This is a genomic window from Winslowiella toletana, from assembly GCF_017875465.1.
In the GTDB taxonomy this organism is placed as follows: Bacteria; Pseudomonadota; Gammaproteobacteria; order Enterobacterales; family Enterobacteriaceae; genus Erwinia; species Erwinia toletana.
The window spans coordinates 1,443,600-1,458,609 of the sequence record NZ_JAGGMQ010000001.1 but is presented as its reverse complement, the minus strand read 5'-3'; the positions used below and the strand labels follow the sequence as shown (position 1 = coordinate 1,458,609).

Annotated in this window: 14 protein-coding genes; 11 read left to right on the top strand and 3 right to left on the bottom strand. The window is 54.2% G+C overall.

Translation table 11 applies throughout. The features are described 5' to 3' along the window. The first annotated feature begins 18 nt into the window (after positions 1-18). The 6 genes from dsbC (at position 19) to J2125_RS06765 (ending at position 6,649) form a co-directional block, all read left to right on the top strand. A complete protein-coding gene (gene dsbC / locus J2125_RS06790; RefSeq protein ID WP_017803531.1) occupies positions 19-723 on the top strand; it encodes a bifunctional protein-disulfide isomerase/oxidoreductase DsbC in 705 nt (234 codons plus the stop codon). Between the two features lie 6 nt (positions 724-729). Then, complete coding sequence (gene recJ / locus J2125_RS06785) at positions 730-2,460, top strand: single-stranded-DNA-specific exonuclease RecJ (RefSeq protein ID WP_017803532.1); 1,731 nt, start codon at positions 730-732, stop codon at positions 2,458-2,460. Positions 2,461-2,644: 184 nt separating this feature from the next. Next, a protein-coding gene (gene prfB / locus J2125_RS06780; RefSeq protein ID WP_100229665.1) for a peptide chain release factor 2 occupies positions 2,645-3,743 on the top strand; the annotation gives its coding sequence in 2 pieces (ribosomal slippage) (positions 2,645-2,719 and positions 2,721-3,743; 1,098 coding nt in all). Between the two features lie 9 nt (positions 3,744-3,752). Then, complete coding sequence (lysS, locus tag J2125_RS06775) at positions 3,753-5,276, top strand: lysine--tRNA ligase (protein WP_017803534.1); 1,524 nt, start codon at positions 3,753-3,755, stop codon at positions 5,274-5,276. Between the two features lie 156 nt (positions 5,277-5,432). Next, the gene (locus J2125_RS06770) at positions 5,433-5,954 is read left to right on the top strand and encodes a cupin domain-containing protein (protein WP_017803535.1); all 522 of its coding nucleotides are present in this window, start codon (positions 5,433-5,435) and stop codon (positions 5,952-5,954) included. Then, complete coding sequence (locus J2125_RS06765; RefSeq protein ID WP_017803536.1) at positions 5,954-6,649, top strand: amino acid racemase; 696 nt, start codon at positions 5,954-5,956, stop codon at positions 6,647-6,649. The genes J2125_RS06770 and J2125_RS06765 overlap by 1 nt, the downstream gene beginning before the upstream one ends. A gap of 33 nt (positions 6,650-6,682) precedes the next feature. Here the strand turns inward: J2125_RS06765 and J2125_RS06760 are convergent, their stop codons facing one another. Then, positions 6,683-7,309: a hypothetical protein gene (locus J2125_RS06760; protein WP_026112053.1), complete on the bottom strand. Its 627-nt coding sequence runs from the start codon at positions 7,307-7,309 to the stop codon at positions 6,683-6,685. A gap of 492 nt (positions 7,310-7,801) precedes the next feature. Here J2125_RS06760 and J2125_RS06755 point away from each other — a divergent pair, with 492 nt between their 5' ends. After that, complete coding sequence (locus J2125_RS06755) at positions 7,802-8,965, top strand: MFS transporter (protein WP_017803538.1); 1,164 nt, start codon at positions 7,802-7,804, stop codon at positions 8,963-8,965. Here J2125_RS06755 and J2125_RS06750 read toward each other — a convergent pair. Further along, positions 8,962-9,882, bottom strand: coding sequence for a LysR family transcriptional regulator (locus J2125_RS06750; protein ID WP_017803539.1), 921 nt, complete (start codon positions 9,880-9,882; stop codon positions 8,962-8,964). The two genes, J2125_RS06755 and J2125_RS06750, sit on opposite strands and share 4 nt — an antisense overlap. 115 nt (positions 9,883-9,997) lie before the next feature. On the opposite strand from J2125_RS06750, the gene lysA reads away from it, so the two are divergent. Next, positions 9,998-11,251 (top strand): diaminopimelate decarboxylase, encoded by a 1,254-nt coding sequence (gene lysA, locus J2125_RS06745; RefSeq protein WP_017803540.1) that lies wholly within the window; start codon positions 9,998-10,000, stop codon positions 11,249-11,251. A 79-nt stretch (positions 11,252-11,330) separates the two neighbouring features. On the opposite strand, the gene J2125_RS06740 is transcribed toward lysA, so the two are convergent. Then, on the bottom strand, positions 11,331-11,645 hold the full coding sequence (locus J2125_RS06740) for a PTS lactose/cellobiose transporter subunit IIA (protein WP_017803541.1): 315 nt from the start codon (positions 11,643-11,645) through the stop codon (positions 11,331-11,333). Between the two features lie 184 nt (positions 11,646-11,829). Here J2125_RS06740 and J2125_RS06735 point away from each other — a divergent pair, with 184 nt between their 5' ends. Genes J2125_RS06735 through J2125_RS06725 form a run of 3 tightly spaced genes read left to right on the top strand, consistent with a single transcriptional unit; the run spans position 11,830 to position 14,931 of the window. Continuing rightward, positions 11,830-13,164, top strand: coding sequence for a PTS sugar transporter subunit IIC (locus tag J2125_RS06735; protein ID WP_017803542.1), 1,335 nt, complete (start codon positions 11,830-11,832; stop codon positions 13,162-13,164). An 11-nt stretch (positions 13,165-13,175) separates the two neighbouring features. Then, positions 13,176-14,603, top strand: a complete 1,428-nt coding sequence (locus J2125_RS06730) for a glycoside hydrolase family 1 protein (protein ID WP_017803543.1) — start codon at positions 13,176-13,178, stop codon at positions 14,601-14,603. Between the two features lie 10 nt (positions 14,604-14,613). Next, a complete protein-coding gene (locus tag J2125_RS06725) occupies positions 14,614-14,931 on the top strand; it encodes a PTS sugar transporter subunit IIB (RefSeq protein ID WP_017803544.1) in 318 nt (105 codons plus the stop codon). Positions 14,932-15,010: the final 79 nt, after the last annotated feature.

The window sequence follows — 15,010 nt, the reverse complement described above, 5'->3', positions numbered from 1 at the left end:
TAAAGATTAAGGACCAATATGAAAAAGCGTTTTATGCTGATATCACTGCTGATTGCGTCAGTGACTGGCGTTGCTCAGGCCGATGATGCGGCCATTCAGGCGTCACTAAAGAAGCTGGGTTTACAGCAAATTGAAATTCAACCTTCGCCACTGGCGGGCACCAAAACCGTATTGACCGAAAGTGGCGTGCTCTATGTTTCTGACGACGGTAAACACTTTATTCAGGGGCCACTGTATGACGTCAGCGGCGCGCAGCCGGTGAATGTCACCAATAAGCTGCTGGAGAAAAAAGTCGACGCGCTGGCGAAAGAGATGATCGTGTATAAGGCGGCGAAAGAGCAGCATGTGATTACCGTCTTTACCGACATCACCTGTGGTTACTGCCGCAAGCTGCATGAGCAGATGGCGGACTATAACGCGCTGGGGATTACCGTGCGTTATCTGGCGTTCCCGCGTCAGGGGCTGAACAGCCCGACGGAAAAAGAGATGAAGTCCATCTGGTGCGCGGCGGATCGCAACAAAGCCTTTGATGCGGCGATGAAAGGCGAAGAAGTGTCGCCAATCGACTGCAAAATCAACCTCGATGAACATTACAAACTCGGCGTGCTGTATGGCATCCAGGGGACGCCTGCCATTCTGCTGGAAAACGGCATGATGGTGCCAGGCTATCAGGGACCGAAAGAGATGAAGCAGATGCTTGATGGTCAGAAGCGTGGTGGTTAAGTTTCAGTGAATAAACCAACTCAACTTCGTCGCCGACAGGCGGAGGACGCGGCGCAACTTCCGGCAGAACTTCATCCGCTGTTACGCCGTTTATACCGTCATCGCGGTATCCGGCAGGCCAGTGAGCTGGAGCGCGGTGCAAAATATCTGCTGCCTTTTCAGTCGTTAAGCGGCATTCAGCGCGCGGTGGAAATATTGCATCAGGCGCTGGCGCAGCATAAACGTATTATGATTGTCGGCGATTTTGATGCCGATGGCGCCACCAGTACTGCGCTGACCGTGCTGGCGTTACGTAGTATGGGTGGCCGCAATATCGACTATCTGGTGCCGAACCGTTTCGAAGATGGCTACGGCCTGAGTCCGGAAGTGGTGGAGCAGGCGGCGGCGCGCGGCGCAGAGCTGATCGTCACTGTTGATAATGGTATTTCATCGCTGGCGGGCGTGGTTTACGCCCATCAGAAAGGTATTCCGGTGGTGATTACCGATCACCACCTGCCAGGTGAAACCCTGCCGGCAGCTGAAGCTATCGTTAACCCTAACCTTGCTGACTGCGAATTTCCGTCACGCTCGCTGGCCGGAGTGGGTGTTGCCTTCTATCTGATGCTGGCGCTGCGCGCGCATCTGCGCGATCAGGGCTGGTTTGAACAGGGGCTGGCAGCACCCAATCTTGCCGAACTGCTGGATCTGGTGGCGCTGGGCACCGTGGCCGATGTGGTGCCGCTGGATGCCAATAACCGCATCCTGGTGTGGCAGGGATTGAGCCGTATTCGCGCCGGGAAATGCCGTCCGGGTATTCGCGCGTTGCTGGAGATCTCCGCTCGTGACGCACGGCAGCTGGCCGCCAGCGATCTTGGCTTTGCTCTCGGACCGCGTCTGAATGCCGCCGGACGTCTTGATGATATGTCGGTCGGTGTGGCGTTACTGCTGACGGAAGATGTCGGACAGGCGCGGATGCTGGCGCATGAACTGGATGCGCTGAATCAGACGCGCAAAGAGATTGAGCAGGGCATGCAGGCTGAAGCGCTAAGTTTATGTGACAAGCTGGAGCGCAGCAGCGAAGCGCTGCCGCTCGGCATCGCCATGTATCATCCCGAGTGGCATCAGGGCGTGGTCGGCATTCTGGCCTCGCGGCTGAAAGAGCGTTTTCATCGTCCGGTGATTGCCTTCGCACCTGCCGGTGACGGCACGTTAAAAGGATCCGGACGTTCGGTCTCCGGCCTGCATATGCGTGATGCGCTGGAGCGTATCGATACGCTGCACCCGGGACTGGTGCTGAAGTTTGGTGGTCACGCGATGGCGGCCGGGCTGTCACTGGAAGAGGCGCGCTTTACGGAGTTTAGCCAGCGTTTTGCCGAACTGGTCGGCGAATGGCTGGATGCTGACGCATTGCAGGGCGTGATCTGGTCTGATGGCGAACTGGCGGCGCAGGAGCTGACGCTGGCGACGGCGGAACTGCTGCGTGAAGCTGGCCCGTGGGGACAGGCCTTCCCGGAGCCGATTTTCGATGGCAAATTTAAGTTGCTGCAACAGCGGCTGGTGGGCGAGCGTCATTTAAAAGTGATGATCGAACCGCTCGGCGGCGGCCCGTTGCTGGATGGCATCGCTTTTAATATCGATACCGCACTGTGGCCAGACCCGAGCGTTAAACAGGTTGAACTGGCCTATAAGCTCGACGTAAACGAGTTTCGCGGCAACCGCAATGTGCAGCTGATTATTGAACATCTGTGGCCGTTGTAAATTAGGGCGGCGCAAATCATCGACACGGGCGGCGAGAACGCCGCCCCGACGTCGGGCTCTCTGAAAAACCGTAGGGGAGCCGTTTTCGGCTCCCGTTCACAGCATCAACGCTACAAACCTCGCCGCAATTCAGTTAAACTGCCCCGTTATATTACAGACATCCCTGACTAAAAGATTCTTAACCATGTTTGAAATTAATCCGGTAAAAAACCGTATTCAGGATCTCACGGAGCGCAGCGACGTTCTTCGGGGGTATCTTTGACTACGATGCTAAGAAAGAACGCCTCGAAGAAGTAAACGCCGAACTTGAACAGCCTGACGTCTGGAACGATCCAGAGCGTGCGCAAGCGCTGGGCAAAGAGCGTTCAACGTTAGAAGCGATCGTCGAAACCTTCGACCAGATGACGCAAGGCCTGGAAGATGTGGCGGGCCTGCTGGAACTGGCGGTTGAAGCCGACGATGAAGACACCTTTAATGAAGCCGTCAGCGAGCTGGATGGGCTGGAGAAAAAGCTGGGCGAACTGGAATTCCGCCGCATGTTCTCTGGCGAATACGACAGCGCTGACTGCTATATCGATATCCAGGCCGGTTCCGGCGGCACCGAAGCCCAGGACTGGGCCAGCATGCTGGTGCGTATGTACCTGCGCTGGGCGGAAGCCAAAGGCTTTAAAACCGAAATTATTGAAGAGTCTGATGGCGATGTGGCCGGGATTAAATCCGCCACGCTGAAAATCAGCGGCGACTACGCCTTTGGCTGGTTACGTACTGAAACCGGTGTGCATCGCCTGGTGCGTAAAAGCCCGTTTGACTCCGGCGGCCGTCGCCATACTTCATTCAGCTCTGCTTTTATCTATCCTGAAGTGGATGATGATATTGATATCGAAATCAATCCGGCCGATCTGCGTATCGACGTCTATCGCGCATCCGGCGCGGGTGGTCAGCACGTTAACCGGACTGAATCCGCAGTGCGTATTACCCATATCCCGACCAATACCGTGACCCAGTGTCAGAATGACCGTTCTCAGCATAAGAACAAAGATCAGGCAATGAAGCAGATGAAGGCGAAGCTGTACGAGCTGGAAATGCAGAAGAAAAATGCTGAAAAAGCGGCGCTGGAAGAGACTAAGTCAGATATCGGTTGGGGCAGCCAGATTCGTTCTTACGTCCTTGATGATTCACGCATCAAAGATCTGCGTACCGGGGTGGAAACACGTAACACCCAGGCGGTACTGGATGGCGATCTGGATCGATTTATTGAAGCAAGTTTGAAAGCAGGGTTATAAGGAACCGACATGTCTGAACAACAACCGCAGGGTGCTGCTGATGCCGCAGTTGAGCTTAATAACGAACTGAAAGCGCGTCGCGAAAAGCTTAGCGCGCTGCGTGACAATGGCGTGGCGTTTCCGAACGATTTCCGCCGCGACCGCACTTCTGACCAGTTGCATGCCGACTTTGACGCTAAAGAGAGCGAAGAACTGGTCGATCTGAACATCGAAGTCAGCGTTGCTGGCCGTATGATGACGCGCCGCATTATGGGTAAAGCGTCATTTGTTACCCTGCAGGATGTGGGTGGCCGTATTCAGTTGTATGTGTCGCGCGACGATCTGCCAGAAGGTCACTACAACGAGCAGTTCAAGAAGTGGGACTTAGGCGATATTCTCGGCGCACGCGGTAAGCTGTTCAAGACCAAAACCGGCGAGCTGTCGATTCACTGTAGCGAACTGCGTTTGCTGACCAAGGCGCTGCGTCCGTTGCCGGACAAATTCCACGGTCTGGCCGATCAGGAAACCCGTTATCGCCAGCGTTACCTTGATTTGATTGCCAATGACGAATCACGCAACACCTTTAAAGTGCGTTCACAGATCATGGCTGGTATTCGCCAGTTTATGGTTGGCCGCGACTTTATGGAAGTTGAAACGCCAATGATGCAGGTGATCCCGGGCGGCGCTTCTGCGCGTCCATTTATCACCCACCATAATGCGCTGGATATTGATATGTATCTGCGTATTGCCCCGGAGCTGTACCTGAAGCGTCTGGTGGTGGGGGGCTTCGACCGGGTGTTTGAGATCAACCGTAACTTCCGTAACGAAGGTATTTCGCCACGCCATAACCCTGAGTTCACCATGATGGAACTCTATATGGCGTATGCGGATTATCGCGATCTGATCGAACTGACCGAGAGCCTGTTCCGCACCCTGGCGCAGGATGTGCTGGGCACCACCGTTGTGCCTTACGGTGAGCAGGAATTTGATTTCGGTAAGCCATTCGAAAAACTGACGATGAAAGAAGCGATTCTGCGCTATCGTCCGGAAACCGATCTGGCAGACCTCGACGATCTGGCAAAAGCTTCGGCTATCGCTACCTCGCTCGGCATCAAAATTGAGAAGAGCTGGGGTCTGGGCCGCATCGTAACGGAGATCTTCGAAGAGACCGCAGAAAGCCATCTGATTCAGCCGACCTTTATCACCGAATATCCGGCCGAAGTCTCACCGCTGGCGCGTCGTAATGATGACAACCCGGAAATCACCGACCGCTTCGAGTTCTTTATCGGCGGGCGTGAAATCGGTAACGGCTTCTCTGAGCTGAACGATGCGGAAGATCAGGCTGAGCGTTTCGCCCAGCAGGTGAATGCTAAAGATGCCGGTGATGATGAAGCGATGTTCTATGATGAAGATTACGTCACCGCACTTGAACATGGTTTGCCGCCGACTGCCGGTCTGGGCATTGGTATCGACCGTATGGTGATGCTGTTTACTAACAGCCACACCATTCGCGACGTGATCCTGTTCCCGGCGCTGCGTCCAACCAGTAAGTAATCGGGCGCTTCGTATGCGAATAACGGTCAGCTGATGCTGGCCGTTTTTTTTTTGCCGTTTTTTCAGCCTTTACCTGCGGGGATGGCGTACAGTATTTTAGTGATGCAGACAGATATCAAATTTTGAACATGTTCGCATATCGGTGAGGAGTAAAAAATGACTCACAAAAACCGTCCTGACTTTATCCGTAACTGGCGTGAACTGGAGGGAGAAGATAATGAACATTATCCCGACAGTGATGAATTAATGTCGATTGGCACCGTACTCAGTTACCGGCTGGGACTGACGCGGATTGGCATTCACCATGAGCGTCTGTTACCCGGGCGGCGGATGTCATATCCACACGCGGAGAGTGCGGAAGAAGAGTTTGTCTATGTGCTGGAAGGACATCCGCACGCATGGATTAATGGCGAGATGTTTGCGCTGCAACCGGGGGACGCCGTGGCGTTTCCCGCCGGTACCGGCATCTGCCACACCTTTATCAATAACAGCGATCGCGAAGCACGCCTGATAGTAATTGGTGAGGCGAATAAAGCGGAAAACCGCATCTTCTACCCGAAAAATCAGGTGTATGAAGCGACGCGCGAAGATCGCTGGATCGATGCGCCAGAGCAGCAGTTTGGCGCGCATAATGGCCTGCCGGATGCATTAAATCCGCCAGTGAAAAAGGATAACTGATGAAGACGCTGGGACTGATTGGTGGCATGAGCTGGGAATCGACCGTGCCTTACTACCGGATGATTAATCAGGGAGTTAAACACCAGCTGGGTGGGCTGCATTCGGCAAAACTGGTGCTGTATAGCGTGGATTTCCATGATATTGAGCGCTGTCAGGCCAGTGGTGAATGGCAGCAGGCCGGACAGATGCTGGCGGATGCCGCGCTGACGCTCAAGGCCGCCGGAGCGGAAGGGATTGTCCTCTGTACAAACACCATGCATAAAGTGGCCGATGCCATCGTGGAGCAGAGTGGCTTACCGTTTTTGCATATTGCCGATAGCACCGCGCAGGCCATTCAACAGCGTGGTCTCTCGCGAGTGGCGCTACTGGGCACGCGCTATACCATGGAGCAGGATTTTTATCGTGGCCGGCTGGCGCAGCAGGCAGGCATTGAGACGCTGGTGCCGGATGCCGCCGCCAGAGAAAAGGTTAACCAGATTATCTTTGATGAACTCTGTCTTGGTCAGTTTAGCGCGCAGTCACGTGAGTACTATCAGCAGGTGATTACTGAGCTACAGGCACAGGGCGCGGAAGGGGTGATTTTTGGTTGTACCGAAATCGGCTTGTTGCTGAGCGCCGCACAGAGTCCGTTACCGGTTTTTGATACCGCTGCGCTCCACGCCGAGGCTGCGGTGACATTTATGCTGGCTGACTGAAAAATGGGCGACATTTGTTGCCGCCCGTGTCGCTTAAGATTTCAGCGCGGTATCCAGCCAGTCCTTAAAGCGCGCGTAGGGCACATACAGCGCCACATCTTTATACAGCGTCTTGCCGGTTTTATTGTCGTTCACCTCACTGGTGTAGCCAACAATCACGCCGCCGATACTGTCATCTGAGGCGTTATACACCGCGCCGCCGGACATACCTTGCACCACACCGGCATTGGCGGCAACCACCACGCAACTCGGCTTATTCCACTTATTTTTTAACCCGGTATTGATCAGGTTAGTGCCGCTTGAAGCTACCGGCATCGCGGAAATAAAGCTGTATCCATACAGATTGACTTTGTCGCCCATTCTGCCATTGCGGAAGCTCGGTGGCAGACTGGCTTCGTCGTTCTTGTGGTAAACCACCGCCAGGTCGCATTCCGGATGGTAGGCTTTCACTTTATACATTGAGAATTTCGCCACATGGGCGGCGGTCAGGCTGTATTGTGATGTTAAGGGTATGGTGGTGCCCAGTGTGCCGATGCCCATAACTGTCGGGATACCGGTTACCGTCATATCGACCCTTTTTTCAGCTTCTTTGCTGTACTGATAATTCCCTACTGAGCATCCACTCAGGAAAAACATCATTAAGGATGTAACCAGTCGCATTTTGTCTCCCCGACGTTGATTATCAAGCAACGTTACTATTAACCTGCACGTTCCATGTACAAGGTATCGGCTGAACGGCCATATTCTTTAAAGCTGAATTTGCGCCAAAGCCTAAAGATTTCAACGAAGATGGCAACGCTTCATTTGCCAAAAAGCCGAAACTGAGATCAATCTTAGCGCGGAATGTTAAGAATTGATAAAGTTTAGAACGGAAATTAGAATAAAAATTCCATCAGACGTTAATCCAGGCTACCTGTCAAAAGTGTATTTTTCATGACGATTTTCTGAATATCGCTGACCGCGATTATTGCTTGTGCAGCAACAGACCCTTGCGCCATGCGGGGTGTAACTGAATTGTTAGCTATGCTATTAATAGCGTTGTGACAGAGATCAAATTGTAAGCACGATAAAAAACCGGCCCTGAAAGCGGATTTATTTTCAGAAACATCCTGCCTGCATTATCAAATGGTTTAATTTTTGGGAGAGAGTGATATGCCCGTTTCATTACTGGCGCTGGCGTTAAGTGCGTTTGCTATCGGCACCACTGAGTTTGTGATTATGGGATTGCTGCCCGAAGTCGCGAAGGATCTGCAGGTATCGATTCCATCCGCTGGCTGGTTGATCAGCGGCTATGCGCTGGGCGTGGCGATCGGCGCGCCAATTATGGCGCTGCTGACGGCCAGACTGCCGCGTAAGCGTACGCTGGTGCTGCTGATGTCGATCTTTATTATCGGCAATATTCTTTGTGCGCTGGCCTACAACTACAACCTGCTGATGCTGGCGCGGGTGGTGACCGCCCTGTGTCACGGCGCTTTCTTCGGTATTGGCGCGGTTGTGGCCGCCAGTCTGGTGGCGCCGGGGAAACAGGCATCGGCAGTGGCGCTGATGTTTACCGGCTTAACGCTGGCGAATGTGCTGGGCGTACCGCTCGGCACCTGGTTTGGTCAGCTGTTTGGCTGGCGCGCCACTTTCTGGGCGGTTTCGGTGATTGGCGTGCTGGCGTTTATCGCGCTGATTATCAGCCTGCCGGTAAATAAACAGGAAAAACCGGTCCATCTGGCGAGTGAAATTGGTGCGCTGGCAAACGGTAAGTTGTGGTTGTCGCTGACAATGACGATGTTTTTCGCCGCCGCCATGTTCGCCCTGTTTAGCTATATTGCTCCGCTGCTGCTGCAGGTGACCGGCATAAGCGATCGTGGTGTCAGCTGGACGCTGTTCCTGATTGGTGGTGGCCTGACGGTCGGTAATATTCTCGGCGGCAAACTGGCGGACTGGCGCGTATCCTTCAGCCTGATTTTAAGTTTCTCGCTGATCGCCATCTTCTCACTGCTGTTTAGCTGGACCAGCCATGCGCTGTGGCTGGCGGAAATCACCCTGTTCTTGTGGGCGATGGCTACCTTTGCCACCGTTCCGGGTCTGCAAATTAACGTGGTGCGCCACGGTAAAGATGCACCGAATCTGGTATCGACCCTGAATATTTCGGCATTTAACGTTGGCAACGCGCTTGGCGCATGGGTAGGCGGCGCAGTCATTGGCGGCGGCTATGGTCTGACGGCGGTGCCGGTCGCGGCGGCAGTACTGGCGGTGATCGGGCTGATTGTCTGCCTGATTACCTTCCGTGGTGCAGGCGGTCAGACGCAGACGGTCAGCGCTTAAGCCAGTAAGGCGTCAAGGCGCTGGCTGAACAGGCTGATATGCTGTTGCAGATGCTGGCTAAAGGCATCGACCAGCGCCGATGCCGGACGATGGCGTGGCCGGATTAAGCTGACGGTGAAGGGTACATCGACACTAAAGCGTCGAATCACCACACCGTTGTCAGCGTAATCCAGCGCTGTCAGCGGATTCACTATCGAGACACCCACGCCCGCTTTGACCATCGCACAGACCGAAGCGGCGCTGTGGGTCTCCATCACCATCCGCCGCTGCACACCCTCGGCGGCAAACAGTTTATCCAGCAGCTGACGGTAGCTGTCGCTGCGTGACAGGCTGATATAGTTCTCGTCGGCAAAATCCTGCGGCTGAAGTTCGGCGCGATCCGCCAGCCGGTGACCGCGCGGTAGCACACAGACTTCGTTACGCGTCAGCAGTTCAATACGATCGGTTCCTGCCGGGGTGAGGGTCGTTTCGGTCAGTCCCAGATCGTAACGTTGTGCCGACAGCCACTCTTCCAGCAGCGGCGACTCCTGCGGAATAATATTCAGGCTCAGATCGGGATAGCGCTGCAAAAATGGCTGGCACAACAGCGGCAGCAGAGACTGGGAGAACACCGGCAGGCAGGCGATGGAGAGTTCGCCCTGACGAAACTGGCGCAGCCCTTCCGCCGCATCGATAATGCGATCCAGTCCGTACCATGAGCGCTGCACCTCTTCAAACAGGCGTAACCCCTGCACCGTTGGTTGCAAACGGCCACGCACCCGTTCAAACAGCTGTAAACCAATCAGCTTTTCAAAGCGTGCCAGCTCGCGACTGACGGTCGGCTGCGAGGTATGCAGCATCGCGGCCGCTTCAGTCAGATTGCCGCTGGTCATCACCGCATGAAAAATCTCGATATGACGCAGGTTAATATTGGCCATGTTCCGCTTCCGCCGCTGAAAGCCATATCATATTTGCATAGACATGGATTAAACAGATATTTTTCAACAAGAGTGGCCTGTGGCGTAATAAGCGCATCACTACAGGAGAATCGCCATGCCACGCCCGCTCGATAACAATCAAACCGCACTGAACCATAACAATCTGCTTACTCTGGCGCGTCAGTACGACTGCCCGGTCTGGGCGTATGACGCCGATATCATTCAGGCGCGTATCGCTCAGCTGCAGCAGTTCGATGTGATTCGCTTTGCGCAGAAGGCCTGCTCGAATATTCATATTTTGCGTCTGATGCGTCAGGCCGGGGTAAAGGTGGACTCGGTATCGCTGGGTGAAATTGAGCGGGCGCTGGTTGCCGGGTTCCAGCCGGGCGACGATGAAATTGTGTTTACTGCCGATGTATTTGATACGCCAACCCTTGCGCGCGTGGCGGAGAAAAAAATAACCGTCAATGTCGGCTCTGTCGATATGCTTAATCAGCTGGGCGCGGTGTCACCCGGCCATCGTGTCTGGCTGCGGGTTAATCCGGGCTTTGGTCATGGCCATAGCCAGAAAACCAACACCGGCGGCGAAAACAGCAAGCATGGCATCTGGTATACCGATTTAACCCTCGCGCTGACGGCGATCCAGCAGCATGGTCTGCAACTGGTCGGCATTCATATGCATATCGGTTCAGGTGTTGATTATGGTCATCTGGAGCAGGTATGTGATGCGATGGTCGACCAGGTGGTCAGCTTCGGCCAGGATCTGGAGGCGATTTCTGCCGGTGGCGGTCTGTCGATTCCTTATCACTATGGCGAAGAAGCGATCGATACCGGGCACTATTATGGTCTGTGGAATGGCGCGCGCGCGCGTATTGCCGCCCACCTTGGTCATGCCGTGAAGCTGGAAATTGAACCAGGACGCTTCCTGGTGGCGGAGTCCGGCGTGCTGGTCTCGCAGGTACGTGCGGTTAAAGCGATGGGCAGCCGTCACTTTGTGCTGGTGGATGCTGGTTTTAACGATCTGATGCGCCCGGCAATGTACGGCAGTTACCATCATATTTCGGCCATCGCTGGCGATAATCGTCAGATCGATGAGCAGCAGACTATCGACAGCGTGGTGGCCGGGCCATTGTGCGAATCCGGTGATGTCTTCACCCAGCAGGAAGGCGGCAAGGTGGAAACCCGCGCGCTGCCAGCGGTGCAGGTTGGCGATTACCTGGTGTTCCATGATACCGGCGCGTATGGCGCGTCGATGTCTTCCAACTACAACACTCGCCCGCTATTGCCGGAAGTGCTGTTTGAAAAAGGCCAGCCGCGCGAAATCCGCCGTCGGCAGACCTTTGCCGAGCTGCTGGCGTTAGAGATCTGAATCATCAATAGGGAATACGGGCGGCGAACGCCGCCCCTGCAACAGAGCTGCCGTAGTGGCGGCGTTCTCGCCGCCCGTGTTAAACCTCAGCAAATATCTCCTTCCTTAGCAATACAATCTCTTCGGCCAGATCGCGGCACAGCATCGCATTCATCAAATGATCCTGTGCATGCACCAGGATCAGCGTCACCGGTACTTTCCCCACCCCTTCATCAGCGCCAATCAACCAGGTCTGAATCTGATGGGCGGCTTTAGCTGCTGCCACTGATGCCGCCAGCGCATCGTCCGCGTTCTGCCACTCGCGTTTGCGGGCAAACTGGATGGCGCTCATCGCATGGGATCGCGCTTCGCCGGCGTTAATCAGCAATTCCATCATAATCTGTTCAAAATCCATACTGACCTCAATATTGGTATGCCAAATAATGTTATTTCATAGTATTGGAATTCCAAAACACGGTTCCGAGAACTGAATCACAGAAAAATAAATCAATCTGGTTAATTTTGGTATGCCAGGTGAACGGAATATCACCGCTGACCCTATAACCGGATGCCGCCACTTTTACTTTGAGGTATGACTCATGTCTCTACAGGATCGTCTCATCGACTCTCTGGGGAGTTTCGCCACCAAATTTAATAGCTACCGCTATATCATGGCGATCAAAGCATCGTTTATTACCCTGATGCCGGTGATTATTGTCGGCGCTTTCTCGGTATTGATCTCCAATATGGTGCTGGATCCGAAAAATGGCCTCGCCAGTTTTTCCGCACTCTCATTCCTTGCTGAACTAAAGCCGATTACCACCAGTATTAACTACGCCACGCTCAGCTTTCTGAATATCGGCGCGGTGTTTCTGATTGGCATTGAACTGGGCAAAATCAACGGCATTAAGACGCTGTTTCCCGGCTTACTGGCGATTATCTGTTTTATCGCCGTGACGCCGACCACGCTGCAAATGATGGTCGGTGGCCAGATGCAGCTGGTGACCGATGTGCTGGCCAAACAGTTTTCCGATACCAAAAGTCTGTTCCTCGGTATGTTTATTGCCATTCTGTCGGTGGAGATCTACTGCCGGCTGGAAAACGTTAACCGCCTGAAAATCAAAATGCCGGATACTGTGCCACCCAATGTGGCCGCTTCATTCTCCGCGCTGATCCCGGCGATTATTACCGTTACCGCCATCGCCACACTGGGCTTTATCTTTCACCGTATTACCGGCATGTACCTTTACGATGCGGTGTACAAAGTGGTGCAGGAGCCGCTGGAGTCGGTGGTGCAGAGCCTGTGGGGCATTCTGCTGCTGATGTTTGTCGCCCAGTTGTTCTGGGTGATCGGCATCCATGGCAACCAGATGATTAAACCAATTCGTGAGCCGCTGCTGCTGGGGGCGATTCTGGTGAATATGAATGCCTTTGAGCAGGGCAAAGAGGCGCCGAATATCATCACCATGCCGTTCTGGGATGTGTATATGAGCATCGGCGGCTCCGGCCTGACGATTGGTCTGCTGACAGCGGTGATGCTGGCGACTAAACGCAAAGAGATGCGTGAAATCGCCAAGCTGTCGTTTGGCCCCGGGTTGTTTAATATCAATGAGCCGGTGATCTTCGGCATGCCGATTATGCTGAATCCGATTCTGGCGATCCCCTTTATTATCACCCCGCTGATTACCGGATCGATTGGTTACTTCGCCACCGTTACCGGTTTTGCCGGTAAAGCGGTGGTGATGGTGCCGTGGACCACGCCGCCGATTATCAATGCCTGGCTCTCTACCGCTGGTTCGATGGGCGCGGTGGTGACGCAGATTGTCTGCATTCTGGTGTCGGTGGTGATCTACTTCCCGTTTGTCAAAATCGCCGCCCGACGCGCGCAAGCCGCTGAAGATAAAGCGCTGGAACCAGAACTGGCCAATAACTAACAGGAGTCATCATGAGTAAGGTAACCGTCACCCTTCCGGATGACTTTATTCTCGGCGCAGCCGCCTCAGCCTGGCAAACCGAAGGCTGGAGCGGCAAGAAAGCGGGGCAGGACTCGTGGATCGACGCCTGGTATAAGAACGACCGCCAGGTGTGGCATAACGGCTATGGTCCGGCGGGGGCCACCGATTTTATCAATCGCTATCAGGAAGATGTGGCGCTGATGAAGGCCACCGGTCTGACCCACTACCGCACCTCGATTAACTGGTCGCGCTTTCTTACCGATTACGAAAATGCGGTGGTGGATGAAGAGTATGCGCGCTATTACGACCAGCTGATCGATGAGATGCAGCGTCAGGGCATCGAGCTGATGCTCTGCCTTGAGCATTACGAACTGCCCGCTGTGTTGCTGGAACAGTATGGCGGCTGGGGATCGAAGCATGTGGTGGAGCTCTATATCCGCTATGCGGAAAAGGTGTTCGAACGTTATGCCGGCAAAGTGACGCGCTGGTTCACCTTTAACGAGCCGATTGTGGTGCAAACCCGGGTTTATCTGGATGCGTTGCGCTGGCCGTATGAGCAGAATACGCATAAGTGGATGCAGTGGAACCACCATAAAAACCTGGCGACCGCCAGAGTGGTGAAGCTGTTTCGTGAGCAGGGGTATCAGGGCACAGTCGGCACTATTCTGAATCCGGAAGTGACTTATCCGCGCTCCAGCGCGCCCCATGATGTGCAGGCCGCTGAGATGTACGATCTGTTCTATAACCGCGTATTTCTTGACCCGGCGATTAAAGGCGAGTATCCGGCGCAGCTGATGGCTTTGCTGGCCGGACACCAGGTGCAGTGGGAGTATGACGCCGCCGAATTGCAACTGATTGCTGACTACCGCGTCGATGAAGTGGGGATCAATCTCTATTATCCGCATCGCGTTAAAGCGCCATCCCATGCCTGGCATCCGCAGACGCCATTCCATCCGGCTTATTACTATGAGCATTTTGAACTGCCGGGACGCCGCATGAACCAGTCGCGCGGCTGGGAAATCCGTCCGCAGATTATTTTTGATATGGCGATGCGTATTAAACAGGAGTACGGCAACTTCCCGTGGTTTGTCGCCGAAAGCGGGATGGGCATCGAAAACGAAGCGCAGTTCCGCAATGCTGACGGCCAGATTGAAGATGACTATCGCATCGAATTTATCGGCGAACATCTGTATCAGACGCTGAAAGCGCGTGAAGCGGGCGCGAACTGCCAGGGGTATATGTTGTGGGCGTTTACCGACAATGTTTCGCCGATGAATGCTTTTAAAAACCGTTATGGATTAATCGAAATCGATCTGGACAACCAGCGCCAGCGGCGGATGAAGAAGTCGGCCCACTGGTATCGCAGCCTGCGTGACAGCCATCAGCTGACCATCACGCTTGATGATCAATGGAAATAAGGAACTGATAATGAAAAGAATCGTCCTGGCCTGCGCGGCAGGCATGTCGACCTCAATGGTGGTGACCCGCATGGAGAAAGAGGTGACGGCACGTGGTCTTGAGTACCAGATTTACGCTATTCCGGAACAGAATCTGCGGGATGAGTTGCAGGAGAATGGCAACGAAGTAGTAGTGGTGCTGCTGGGGCCACAGGTGCGCTTTAAACTTGAAGAAAATCGCAAACTTACCGACAGCTATCATATCCCGATCGCGGTCATCGATTCGGTCGCTTACGGCACGCTTAACGGCGCAAAAGTACTCGATCAGGCGCTGGCTTTGGTAGACTAGAGGCGATATCGTCGCAGATGGGCCAGACGTGGAGTGCTGGCCCGGATAACGTGACAGCTCGAAGCGGAAGCGGGTCGAC